The following is an 11,954-nucleotide window of genomic DNA, read 5'->3' as shown; positions in this document are numbered from 1 at the left end:
CCTGGGGGCCCCGAGGGGATGCCGTGTTAGTGGTTGCTACCGCTACAGGCTGGGGGGAAAGTGGTGGGTACTGACAGATTCGAACTGTCGACCTACGGATTAAGAGTCCGCTGCTCTACCAGCTGAGCTAAGAACCCACTTTGAAACCGTGTGGTGGAGAGGAGGAGGATCGAACTCCCGACCTTCGCATTGCGAACGCGACGCTCTCCCAGCTGAGCTACCCCCCCACAGCAAGCCGCTATTCTAGCAAAGCGGAAGAGCAGCTTTCGCCGCCGGCGCGTATTTAGTTCATTCCGTTGCGCGCCGCGAGTTCCACGAACAGGCCGGAGTGATCGAGATCGCCCAGGCCGTGCTCGCCGGCCTGCGCGTACAGCTGCTCGAACAGCGCGGTGATCGGCGCCTCGAAGCCGATTTCCTCGGCCGTCGCCAGCGCGTTGCGCATGTCCTTGAGCTGGATCGCGATCTTTGCGCGCGGCGCGAAGTCGCGCTGCACCATGCGCTCGCCGTGCAGTTGCAGCACGCGGCTGTCGGCGAAGCCCCCGGCGATGGCCTCGCGCACCTTGGCCATGTCGGCGCCGCCCCTGGCGCACAGCAGCAGCGCCTCGGCGTCGGCGCCGATGGTGATGCCCACGATCATCTGGTTGGCCAGCTTCGCCAGTTGGCCGGCGCCGTGCGGGCCGACATGGGTGGAGCGGCCGAACACGTCGAACACCGGCCGGGCGCGCTCGAAGTCCCGCGCCTTGCCGCCGGCCATGATGGTCAGCGTGCCGTTCTCGGCGCCGACGGTGCCGCCGGAGACCGGCGCATCGAGGTGCGTCACGCCATGCTCTGCCAGCCGCGCCGCGTGATCGCGGGCCTCGCGCGGCTGGATCGACGCCATGTCGATGAACAACGTGCCGGGCCGCAGCGCCTGCGCCGTGCCTTGGCGGAACAGCACGTCTTCGACCACCGGCCCGCTCTCGAGCATGCACACGACGACGTCGGCCTGCTGCACCGCGGCCGCTGGCGTTGCGTGCACGCGCGCGCCGAAAGCCGCCAGCGGCTGCGCCTTGGCGCCGCTGCGGTTCCAGGCGTGCAGCGTGTGGCCGGCCTGGCAAAGGCGGCGCGCCATGGGAAAGCCCATGCGGCCAATGCCGAGCACGGTGATGTTCATGGCGGCTCCTTGGCCCTGGTTGTGGACGGCCATCATCGGCCGCGCGGGCCCGGCCTGCCTGTCAGGCGGCTTGCAGCATCGGCCGCGCGAACAGCGCCTCCATCTCGCGCCGGACCTGGTAGGCGTGGGTGGAGGTGTCCATGGCGACGTCGGCCCAGCTCAGGCTCTGGCCTTTCTTGACCGGCCGCAGCACCTTGACGTCGTGCGCCAGGCCCAGCGGCAGGCCGCCCATGCGCACCGAGGCGTCGGCCGGCAGCAGCTTGCCCCACACCGTGTAGCCGCCTTCGCCATCGAGCATCTCGCCCGGCGCGAGGTCGCGCTTGGCGGTGGCCACCACGTCGGCGTTCCAGCAGGTGGCGGCGCCGGTCGCCTCTCCGCGCAGCGCGACGCTGGCCACCGACATGCCCACTTCCAGTCCGATCAGGTGCCAGCGCTTGTACAGCGTGAAGTAGCGTCCGCTCGGGTCGGTGTGGGCCTTGTATTCCTCAAAGCAGTTCCTGACGTACTCGGTCTCGGCCTCCACCGTCACCCACACGCCCATGCGGATGTCGTAGGGGATCTTGCGGCCGTTGGCTTCCAGCGACGAGATCACTTCCACCATCCCCTTGCGTTCCAGCACCCCGCCTTCGCTGATCGGACGCGTCACGTAAGGAATGTCTTCGACGCTGGCCGGCGGATACAGCAGGCCGTTGCTCGGCACCGTCAGGCCGGTGGCGTTGGCCACGGCGGTGCTTTCGATGGAGGGCTTGGAGCCGTCCAGGAAGCTGTTGAACATCTTCGGGTTGAGGCCGCCGCGCTGCGCCTGCTCCGGCGTCAGGCCGTAGTTGGCCCACACCGTCTGCGGCGTCGACTCGCAAAAATGCGGCAGCCACTTGTGGCCGCGGCCGGCCGCCACCACCGGGAAGCCGCAGGTGCGGGCCCAGTCCACCAGGTCGCAGATCAGCGCCGGCTGGTCGCCGAAGGCCAGCGAATAGACCACGCCGGCGGCGGCCGCCTTGCGCGCCAGCAACGGGCCGCAAAAGGCGTCGGCCTCCACCGTCACGTTGACCACGTGCTTGCCGTGGGCGAACGCTTCCAGGCAGTGGTCGACGGCGGAGATCGGATGGCCGGTGCATTCCACCACCACGTCGATGGCCGGGTGCCGCACCAGCGCCTGCCAGTCGGGGCCGATGTGGGTGGTGCCGTTCCTGAGGGCCTGCTCGATGGAAGTCGCTTCGGTGCGGCCGGCGTCCCAGCCGACCCGCGCCAGGTTGGCCCGGGCGTTGTCGGGCGACAGGTCGGCGATCGCGGCCAGGTGCACGCCGGGCGTGCGCGGCACCTGCGCCAGGTACATGGAACCGAACTTGCCGGCGCCGATCAGGCCGACGCGGATCGGCTTGCCATCGGCTTGCCGTTGCTGGAGTTTTGCGTGAAGGCTCATGGTGGTTCAGGCGGCCTGGCGGATGTGGTCGATGGGGTCGGACGAAGTGGCCAGCGCGCTGGCCGGCATGCCGTCCTTCCACGGCAGGTCGACCGGGTAGGGTCTGGCCAGGCAATCGTCGGGCAGGCAGGCAATGGGCGTGAAGTCGCGGTGGGCGATGAACTCCGGCCGCTTGAAGCGGCGGATGTGGTTGGACACGGCGCACAGGCTCAGGTAGACGCTGACGCGGTTCCACGGCGACAGGTTGCTGGTGGAGGCGTGCACCAGGCAGCTGTGGAACAGGATCATCGAGCCGGCCGGGCCCTTGGGGCTGACGATGCCGCCGTTCTTGCCGCCGGCTCTTTCCACCAGTTGCCGGATCAGGTCATTGTCGACGGTCCAGAGCGGGTAGCTGGTGGTGGTCAGGTCGTGCTTGGCCTCGACCACGCCCTTCTTGTGGCTGCCCGGGATGAACATCAGCGGGCCGTTGTACTCGTTGACGTCGTCCAGGAAGATGGCCACGTTCATCGCGCGTTCGGTCGGCATCAGGTCGTCGTTCAGCCAGGTGCCGTAGTCCTGGTGCCATTGCCAGACATCGCCTTCGAAGGCCATCTTGCCGTTGATCTTGAACTGGTGCATGTAGACCTCCTCGTCAAAGAGGTCCATCACCGGCCGCACCATGCGCGGGTGCCGCGCCAGCCGCGCGAACGGCTCGCTGACCATGTGCGCGGCGAAGTTGGTGCGCACCGCGTCGCTGCCTTTTTCCCGCACGTTGTAGGCCTCGCGCCGGCCGTACAGCTCGGGCACCGCCGCCGTCAGCGCCTGCATCTCTTGCGGCGTGAACTGGCCGGGAAAGAAAAGGTAGCCCTCGCGGTCGAAGTGCTCTAGCTGTTCCTGGGTCAGGCGCATGGTCGGTCTCCTGGGTTGGGGTCGGGGTCGGGGGCGGGGTCAGGACGGAAGCTGCGCGCGCGCCTGCAGCACCTGGACGAGCCGCTCGCCCAGGTTGTCGCTGGCGCGCAGGCCGTGGTCTTCGATCAGGCGGGCCGCGGTGTCGGCGTCACCGGCGGCGATGGCCTTGGCGATGGCCTGGTGCTCGTCCCAGACCGTCTCGCGCTGGCCGGCCAGCTGCAGCACGGCGCCCATCACGCGGCGCAGGTGGCGCCAGTGCAGTTGCGCGCTTTGCTCGATCAGCGGGTTGGCCGCCGCCGCGTAGAGCGCGGCATGGAAGGCGAGGTCGGCATCGATCATGGCCATCACGTCGACGCCGCGCGCGGCAGCCCGGCCACGCTCGATCAGCTCGGGGTCGATGCGAAAGCGCCGCTGCGCCGCCAGCCGCGCCGCCAGCGCATCCAGCGCACCGCGCACCTGGTAGACCTTGCGCATCCATTCCGGATCAAGCAAAGCCACTTGCAGGCCGCGGCCGGGCGCATCCTCGACGAAACCATCCTTCTTGAGCAACCGCAAAGCCTGCAGCACCGGCTGGCGCGAAACTGCCAGCTGGCCGGCAATGTCTTCCTGGGTGATGCGCTGCCCCGGCGCCAGCGAACCGTCGCTGATGGCGTCGATCAGGCTGCGGTAGACGCGGTCGACCAGGTCGGGCGTCGCTTGGAGTCGCAGCAGTTGGGCGGGCATCACCGTATTCTGTATACGGAGTTCGCTTTGGTCAAGCTGACGCCTGGGCCCTGTTGGTTGTCAATATGTGTCTAAATGTTGCAGAGGAGGAAGAGATATGGAACGACAACACGACGACGGCTGGCACGACCGCATGTACGACAACCGGGCCCTGGTCCCGGACAGCGCCGGCTATCTGGCGCGGTGGGCCGCCGACTCGGCGCTGGCCCGGGAGGCCGGACCGTGCGAGCTCGACCTGGCCTATGGCGACCAGCCGGGCGAGACGCTGGACGTGTTTCCGGCCCCCGCCCCGAACGTGCCGGTGCTGGTGTTCATCCATGGCGGTTACTGGCGCGCGCTGGACAAGAGCGACCATTCCTTCATCGCGCCCGCCTTCACCCGGGACGGTGCCTGCGTGGTGGTGCCGAACTACGCGCTGGCCCCGGCGGTGACCGTTCCCCAGATCGTGCTGCAGATGGTCCGTGCCGTGGCCTGGACCTTCCACAACGTCGCGCGCTTTGGCGGCAACCCGAACCACATCACGGTGGCCGGCCATTCCGCCGGTGGCCAGCTGGCCGCCATGTTGCTGGCCTGCCAGTGGCAGCAGCAGGACGCCCGGCTGCCGGCCAAGACCGTCTGCAACGCGTTGGCGATTTCCGGGCTGCACGACCTCGAGCCGATCATGCGGGCGCCCTTCCTGCAGCAGACGCTGGCGCTGACGCCGCAGCAGGTGGCGCAAGCCAGCCCGGCGCGGCTGCCGGCGCCCAAGCACGGCACCCTCTACACCGTGACGGGGGCCGACGAGAGCGAGGAATACCTGCGCCAGAACCGGCTGATCCAGGAGCGCTGGGGCGTGCGCCGGGTGCCGGTGCGCGAGGAGATGCCGGGCCGCAACCACTTCAGCGTGCTGGACGCGCTGGTGGACCCGAGCCATCGGCTGCACCAGATGACGCTGGACCTGCTGCGGGCGTGAGCCAGCCGCCAGGGGGCGGCGGCGCCGTCACATCAGCAGGTGCTCGCCCGCGTTGTCCCCGCCCAGCACCACGTAGTTCACCCGCCGGATGTCCGACAGCCTGGTGCCGCCGGAGTAGCTGATCGAGCTTTGCAGGTCCTCGCGCATCTCGCGCAGCGTATCGGCCAGCTTGCCCTTGACCGGCTCCAGGTTGCGCTTGCCTTCCACGTGCTTGTACTCGCCTTTGTTGAAGTCGGAGGCGCTGCCGTAGTACTCCTTGTACATGCGGCCGTCCACTTCCACGGTGGCGCCGGGCGATTCCTCGTGGCCTGCCAGCATCGAGCCCACCATCACCATGGTGGCGCCAAAGCGGATGCTCTTGGCGAAGTCGCCGTGCTCGCGGATGCCGCCGTCCGCGATGATCGGCTTGGTTGCCACCCGGGCGCACCACTTGAGCGCCGACAGCTGCCAGCCGCCGGTGCCGAAACCGGTCTTCATCCGCGTGATGCAGACCTTGCCCGGGCCGATGCCGACCTTGGTGGCGTCGGCGCCCCAGTTCTCCAGGTCGATCACCGCCTCCGGCGTGCCGACGTTGCCGGCGATCACGTAGGCCGCGGGCAGCTTCGCCTTCAGGTGGGCGATCATGTTCCTGACGGTGTCGGCGTGGCCATGCGCGATGTCGATGGTCACGTAGTCGGGCACCAGGCCCTCGGCCGCGAGGCGATCGACGCAGTCGCGGTCGGCCTGCTTGACGCCCACCGAGATCGAGGCGAACACGCCCGCTTCCTTCATCCGCCGCACGAAGGCGACGTTGTCCAGGTCGAAGCGGTGCATCACGTAGAAGTAGCCGTTGCTGGCCAGCCAGAGGCAGAGGTTCTCGTCCACCACCGTCTTCATGTTGGCCGGCACCACCGGCAACTTGAAGGTGCGGCCGCCGAACTCCATCGAAGGGTCGCATTCCGAGCGGCTTTCCACGCGGCACTTGCGCGGCAGCAGCAGAACTTTGTCGTAGTCGAAGATTTCCATACCAGGCTCCGGATGTCTGTTGAAGAACAGGGAGAGCGCTTGGATCGTGTTGCCCGGCGGCCGGGGCCGGCCAGGCGCAGCCCACAAAAGCAAACCGGGCCACAAATGCTTGGGCCCGGTGCCCGATTGTACGGCGCGTGCCTGGCCGGACCGGGGATGCCCTTGATCCGTGCACTGCCATGAACGCGCCGCCGCCCGAAAAATACGGATCATGCGCATTGCCCAGCTGCGGTCGGCGCCTTCATTCGCGGCACTCGGTCTGGCTGATGGCGCGCAGCCGGCCCTTGCCGTCGTGCAGCAGGGCCACCAGCCGCAGCCGGTCCGGCTGCGCGCCCGCGCGGATCTGCATCGAGCGCAGCTCGGTCAGCCGCGGCGGTCGGCCCACCGGCCGGAGCCAGCTGTCGGGGGTGAACACGTTGCGCACCAGGTTGCGCGCCACCGGGCTGCCTTCGGTGCCGGCCGGCACGGACTCGATCAGCAGCAGCCAGGCGTGCCAGGGCTCGCGGCCGGGCCGTTGCAGCGCGATGGAAGCGGCCAGGTAGTCGTTGAAGGCGGCGCCCTGGGCCAGGCGCAGCTGCATTGCGGGGCCTTCGCGCGCGCTGTCGACGGCGTCGCGCCGCCGCGGCTGCGGGCGCCGCAGGAAAACCATGCGCTGGCGCGCTTCGTCCAGCGCCGCTGCCGACAGCGGCGCGTCATCGCCCTTGCGGCCCGGCAGCACCCAGTCCAGCGCCAGCGCGTCGGGCGCGGGCCGGGGCGTGCCGGGCTCGGCCCAGCAGGTGGCGCAATCGGCGGCGATGAAGCGCTCCAGCACGGCCGTCGGCCGCGTCGCGCCGTCGCTGGTGCACAGCGCCTGCGCCGCGAACGGCAGCCAGGCCGCGGCCAGCGCCAGCCGGCGCAAAGTGGGTGCTGCCATCCTGGCTCCTGCCGACTTTCTACAATGCTCCATGTTTCCAGAAGTCGCCGCCCCGTCCCCGCTGCTGCAGGCCCTCAATCCCGAACAGCGTGCCGCCGTCACGTTGCCCGCCGAGCACGCCCTGATCCTGGCCGGTGCCGGCTCGGGCAAGACCCGCGTGCTCACCACCCGCATCGCCTGGCTGCTGGCCACCGGCCAGATCGGCCCGGGCAACGTCATGGCCGTGACCTTCACCAACAAGGCCGCCAAGGAGATGATGACGCGGCTGACCGCGATGTTGCCAGTGAACGTGCGCGGCATGTGGATCGGCACCTTCCACGGCCTGTGCAACCGCTTCCTGCGGGCCCACTACAAGCTGGCCGGCCTGCCGCAGGCCTTCCAGATCCTGGACACGCAAGACCAGCTGTCGGCGATCAAGCGGCTGATGAAGCAGCACAACGTCGACGACGAGCGCTTCCCGGCCAAGGAGCTGCAGTGGGCCATCGCCGGCTGGAAGGAAGAGGGCTTGCGCGCTGGCGCCGTTGACATCCGCTCGGAGGAAGACCGCCGCAAGGTCGAGATCTACCAGCTGTACGACGACCAGTGCCAGCGCGAAGGCGTGGTCGATTTCGCCGAGCTGATGTTGCGCAGCTACGAGCTGCTGCGCGACAACGACCCGATCCGCGAGCATTACCGCCGCCGCTTCCATCACATCCTGGTCGACGAGTTCCAGGACACCAACAAGCTGCAGTACGCCTGGCTCAAGATGTTCACCGGCGCCGGCAGCGCGGTGCTGGCGGTCGGCGACGACGACCAGAGCATCTACGCCTTTCGCGGCGCGCGGGTGGGCAACATGGCCGACTTCGTGCGCGAGTTCGACGTCAGGCACCAGATCAAGCTGGAGCAGAACTACCGCAGCTTCAGCAACATCCTGGACTCGGCCAACGCGCTGATCTCGCACAACAAGACGCGCCTGGGCAAGAACCTGCGCACCGACCAGGGACCCGGGGAGCCGGTGCGCGTCTACGAGGCGCCGACCGACCTGGCCGAAGCCCAGTGGATGGTCGAGGAGATGCGCCACCTGGTGCGGGGCGAAGGCACCGAACCGGGCATCCCGCGCAGCGAGATCGCGGTGCTCTATCGCAGCAACGCCCAGAGCCGCGTGATCGAGACGGCGCTGTTCAACGCCTCGGTGCCGTACCGCGTCTACGGCGGCCTGCGCTTCTTCGAGCGGGCCGAAATCAAGCATGCGCTGTCGTACCTGCGCCTGCTGGAGAACCCGAACGACGACACCAGCTTCCTGCGGGCGGTGAACTTCCCGGCGCGCGGCATCGGCGCGCGCAGCATCGAGCAGCTGCAGGATGCTGCCCGTGCCGCCGGCAGCTCGCTGCACGACGCGGTCCATGCCACCACCGGCAAGGCCGGCGCCAACCTGGCCGGCTTCGTCGCCAAGCTCGACGGCATGCGGCTGGAGACGGAGGGCCTCACGCTGCGCGAGATCATCGAGGTGATGCTGCAACGCAGCGGCCTGGTCGATCACTACAAGAGCGAGCGCGACGGCGGCGACCGCATCGAGAACCTGGAGGAACTGGTGAATGCGGCGGAAAGCTTCGTCACCCAGGAAGGCTTCGGGCGCGACGTGGTGGCGCTGCCGGTGGACGAACTGGGTGCTTCGCTGCTGCGCCAGTCGCCGGCCAGCCAGGGGCTGGACCCGAGCCTGCCCGAGACCAACGAGCCGGCGCCGGACTACGTGCCGCCCGACGCCGACACCGGCGAGACGCTGTCGCCGCTGGCGGCCTTTCTCACCCACGCGGCGCTGGAGTCGGGCGACAACCAGGCCCAGGCCGGCCAGGAGGCGGTGCAGCTGATGACGGTGCACTCGGCCAAGGGCCTGGAGTTCGATTGCGTGTTCGTCAGCGGCCTGGAAGAAGGCCTGTTCCCGAGCGAGCGCTCGCTGGCGGAATACGAAGGGGTGGAGGAAGAGCGGCGCCTGATGTACGTGGCCATCACGCGGGCGCGCAAGCGGCTGTACCTGAGCTATTCGCAGACGCGGCTGCTGCACGGCCAGACCCGCTACAACATCAAGAGCCGTTTCTTCGAGGAACTGCCGCAAGAGGCGCTCAAGTGGCTCACGCCCAAGAACCAGAGCTTCGGCGGCTCGGCGTTCGGCTACGGCGCGGGGTACCCCACGTCACGCGGCGGCGGCATGGGCTCGACCAGCGACGGGCGCGGCAGCGAGACCTTCGCCAACCCGCAGGTGCCGGTGCAACGGGCCGAGCCCGGCCACGGCCTGCGCCTGGGCATGAAGGTGTTCCACGCCAAGTTCGGTGAAGGCGTGGTGCTGACGCTGGAAGGCGCTGGCCAGGACGCCCGGGCGCAGATCAACTTCCCGCGCCACGGCGCCAAGTGGCTGGCGCTGTCGGTGGCCAAGCTCGACCCGGTGCCCTGAAACTGGATCTTGAAGTGATCACTCCATGTACCAGTCCGACGGCGGCAAGCCCTTGAGGAACTGGTAGGCAGGCGTCACGCAGCCTTGGGCCACGGCCCACTCCACCTGCTCGCGAAAGCACATGCGCTTGGCCGAGCCGGGCGTGGCCGCCCAGGCTGAGCCGGTCAGAGGGGTGCTGGGCATGGCGGAACCGCTGGAGTTCTCCTGCAGCACGCGATAGAACTCGAGCCAGCGGGTGGGCTGCGGGCAGACCCGGTTGTCCTTGCGCGTTTCCGCCATCAGCTCGTACTCGCCGGCCTCGATCGGGGCCAGCGACAGGCCCGGCGGCTCGGCGATGCGCCTGGCTTCGGGCGCCAGCGGCGCCGGCTCGGTGGCGGCGTATTGATCGTCGTTGGCCAGGCCCAGGTTGGCCATCGGCTCGGTGTCCGCGAACGCGGAAGGTTTTTTGGCGAATGGATTCATGGCGACCCCTCCATGCAGGTCTGCAAAGTCCCGGCAGTGTAACAATGTCTTACAGCGCGCCGATAGGCGATTTCCCACCGACCGCCTCACCGGCCCGGCCGTTGACGCGCAGCTGCGCGGAGTACCAGGACCTCTCGCCAGGGCGGTCGCCGACAAGGCGAAGAACTAGCGCGCCAGCGGGTGCGCCCGGCCCGGGTCCATGTGGCCGGCCCCGTCCTTGACACCGGTCCTTCCCAGCACCCGCCAGGCCGTGCGCTGCGCGACCAGCGAGGCGACGAACTCCACTTCCTCGTCGGTGTGGTTGATGGCGCGCGCCGGCGTCAGCAGGCGGCCGCCGCGCGGCTGCGCCTGGGCCCAGAACGACTGGTGGTAGGAGCTTTGCGACAGCGCGCGATCGTTGCCGGCCGCCAGCTCCACCGTGCCATAGCAGTTGCAAAAATAGCTGCGGTAGGCTTCCTGGTCGAACACCTCGGTGTAGACGCCGGTGCCGCGGATGCCGGCCGTCAGGGTCGGTGTCACGATCTGGCGGCTGCCGCCGCGGCCCCACACGCTGACCACCGCCCCCGTCAGCATGCGCAGCACGCTGACGGTGTTGAGCGTGGTGCCGCGCTCCACCGTGATGCGGGAGTTCTGCCGCACGTGGAAGGCCGAGTTGCCGATGGCGAACACCACGGTCGATCCCGGCCCCGTGTCTATCCGGTCGCCCGACTGCACGAAGTTGTCCGGCCGCATGCGCAGGCCATTGAGCAGCACGTCGCCTTCCAGCTGCACCACGTTGCTGCGGCGCTGCGCATGGGCCGCCGCGAAGCCGCCGCTGGCCGTCCAGGCAGCCGCGGCCGAGATGAAGTGGCGCCGGCGGAACCAGAGCAGTTCAGTTTCGGTTCGGTTGCGCAGGCTGTGTTGGCTCATGGGGTGCTGTCTTCCGGCGGCAAGGCGGGGGCGGCGGGTTCATCGGACGACACCTGGAAACTGTCGCGAAAGGAAAAGTACATCGACGTGGCCATCATGGTGATGACCAGGAGCGTCACCGGCAGCATCAGCGTGCCGGAGACGCCGCCGCCCAGCAGCGCCAACAGCAGCGAAAAAGCAAAACCCACCAGCACCAGCACGAACAGCCAGGCGCCGCCGAACACGACGAAGGCCGCGAAGTTGCGCCAGAAGGCGATCGCGCTGAAGAACAGGCTCTTGACCGGCGAGACTCCGTGCCAGTGGACCAGCGCCGGGGCATGGGCGAACAGCACCACGAACGGCAGCTGCAGGGCGCCGGCGAACAGGAAACCGGGCTTGACCTGGATCTGCGGCGCGCCGGCGGCCGCGCCTTCCACTGCTTCCACTGAAATTCCCTCGGGAAAGATCAGCGTGGCCAGCAGGCTGATGGCCACCAGCACCAGCGCGTAGATGACGCCCAGCACCAGCATGGCGCGGGCCCGCTGCTTGCCGGCGCGAAAGGCGCTGACCAGCAGCGACGGCATTGGAAAACGCCCTTGTGCCGCGTGCTCCGTGGCCACCATCATGCCCAGCGTGGCCGCCGGCATCAGCACCATGATCACCACCGGGCCGAGAAAGGGGACGGCGCCCAGCACCAGCACCGCGGCCATGTACATGAAGAACAGGCCGGCCAGTGCCAGCGGCTGTCGCAGGAAGGTCTGGATGCCAAGCTTGACCCACAGGATGCCCGTGCGGGCAGGAACGATGTTGAGTTTCACGAACGGGTACGCAGGAAGAGGGAGGTTCGGATGCGGCAAGCCGGCACGGCGCGGGCACAAACCCCTGCCCAGGTGACGAATTTAACGCAAGCGACGCCGGCCCGCCGGGCGGCCGCGGTCAGAGCGCGGTCGCCAGCAGGGGATGGGCGACGCGCTGGCGCAGCACGCGCTCGAAGTGGGTGGGGTCGTGCGGCTTGAGCATCGAGGCCTCGCGCGGCAGGTACACGTCCCACAGCCGCGAGATCCAAAAGCGCAGCGCGCCGGCGCGCGCCATGGCCGGCAGCAGCTGCCGCTCGGCCGCGGC

At 68.7% G+C, this 11,954-nt stretch carries 11 protein-coding genes, 2 tRNA genes and 1 pseudogene; 2 read left to right on the top strand and 12 right to left on the bottom strand.

The window, feature by feature from the left end:
* Positions 1–61: 61 nt before the first annotated feature.
* From JWP65_RS16575 to JWP65_RS16550, 6 genes are all read right to left on the bottom strand, one after another.
* A tRNA-Lys gene (locus JWP65_RS16575) sits at positions 62–137 on the bottom strand.
* 14 nt (positions 138–151) lie between these two features.
* Positions 152–227, bottom strand: a tRNA-Ala gene (locus JWP65_RS16570).
* A gap of 56 nt (positions 228–283) precedes the next feature.
* The gene (locus JWP65_RS16565; protein ID WP_299765700.1) at positions 284–1,153 is read right to left on the bottom strand and encodes an NAD(P)-dependent oxidoreductase; all 870 of its coding nucleotides are present in this window, start codon (positions 1,151–1,153) and stop codon (positions 284–286) included.
* Between the two features lie 61 nt (positions 1,154–1,214).
* Positions 1,215–2,573 (bottom strand): Gfo/Idh/MocA family oxidoreductase, encoded by a 1,359-nt coding sequence (locus JWP65_RS16560; RefSeq protein WP_299765698.1) that lies wholly within the window; start codon positions 2,571–2,573, stop codon positions 1,215–1,217.
* A gap of 6 nt (positions 2,574–2,579) precedes the next feature.
* Entirely contained in the window at positions 2,580–3,461 is an 882-nt protein-coding gene (locus tag JWP65_RS16555; protein WP_299765696.1) for a phytanoyl-CoA dioxygenase family protein, read from the bottom strand.
* Positions 3,462–3,500: 39 nt separating this feature from the next.
* Positions 3,501–4,184 carry a GntR family transcriptional regulator gene (locus tag JWP65_RS16550; protein WP_299765694.1) on the bottom strand — a complete coding sequence of 228 codons (684 nt, stop codon included), beginning with the start codon at positions 4,182–4,184 and terminating at the stop codon, positions 3,501–3,503.
* A gap of 97 nt (positions 4,185–4,281) precedes the next feature.
* On the opposite strand from JWP65_RS16550, the gene JWP65_RS16545 reads away from it, so the two are divergent.
* Positions 4,282–5,136 carry an alpha/beta hydrolase gene (locus tag JWP65_RS16545; RefSeq protein ID WP_299765692.1) on the top strand — a complete coding sequence of 285 codons (855 nt, stop codon included), beginning with the start codon at positions 4,282–4,284 and terminating at the stop codon, positions 5,134–5,136.
* Positions 5,137–5,163: 27 nt separating this feature from the next.
* Here JWP65_RS16545 and JWP65_RS16540 read toward each other — a convergent pair whose 3' ends face one another.
* Together JWP65_RS16540 and JWP65_RS16535 are read right to left on the bottom strand one after the other, a co-directional pair.
* On the bottom strand, positions 5,164–6,141 hold the full coding sequence (locus JWP65_RS16540) for a GMP reductase (protein ID WP_299765690.1): 978 nt from the start codon (positions 6,139–6,141) through the stop codon (positions 5,164–5,166).
* 241 nt (positions 6,142–6,382) lie between these two features.
* Positions 6,383–7,054: a hypothetical protein gene (locus JWP65_RS16535; RefSeq protein ID WP_299765689.1), complete on the bottom strand. Its 672-nt coding sequence runs from the start codon at positions 7,052–7,054 to the stop codon at positions 6,383–6,385.
* 31 nt (positions 7,055–7,085) lie between these two features.
* Here JWP65_RS16535 and JWP65_RS16530 point away from each other — a divergent pair, with 31 nt between their 5' ends.
* Positions 7,086–9,482 (top strand): UvrD-helicase domain-containing protein, encoded by a 2,397-nt coding sequence (locus JWP65_RS16530; RefSeq protein WP_299765687.1) that lies wholly within the window; start codon positions 7,086–7,088, stop codon positions 9,480–9,482.
* Positions 9,483–9,500: 18 nt separating this feature from the next.
* Here JWP65_RS16530 and JWP65_RS16525 read toward each other — a convergent pair whose 3' ends face one another.
* The 4 genes and pseudogenes from JWP65_RS16525 to JWP65_RS16510 form a co-directional block, all read right to left on the bottom strand.
* Positions 9,501–9,944, bottom strand: a complete 444-nt coding sequence (locus JWP65_RS16525; protein ID WP_299765685.1) for a hypothetical protein — start codon at positions 9,942–9,944, stop codon at positions 9,501–9,503.
* Between the two features lie 165 nt (positions 9,945–10,109).
* A complete protein-coding gene (locus tag JWP65_RS16520) occupies positions 10,110–10,853 on the bottom strand; it encodes an iron dicitrate transport regulator FecR (RefSeq protein WP_299765683.1) in 744 nt (247 codons plus the stop codon).
* On the bottom strand, positions 10,850–11,650 hold the full coding sequence (locus JWP65_RS16515; protein WP_299765681.1) for a BPSS1780 family membrane protein: 801 nt from the start codon (positions 11,648–11,650) through the stop codon (positions 10,850–10,852). The genes JWP65_RS16520 and JWP65_RS16515 overlap by 4 nt, the downstream gene beginning before the upstream one ends.
* A 118-nt stretch (positions 11,651–11,768) precedes the next feature.
* Positions 11,769–11,954: pseudogene (locus JWP65_RS16510) on the bottom strand (homoserine kinase); the annotation flags it as partial.

The organism is Ramlibacter sp., assembly GCF_028292805.1.
GTDB lineage: Bacteria > Pseudomonadota > Gammaproteobacteria > Burkholderiales > Burkholderiaceae_C > Ramlibacter.
Note: the sequence above shows the minus strand (reverse complement) of the source record. Positions and strands in the feature narration are given on the sequence as shown.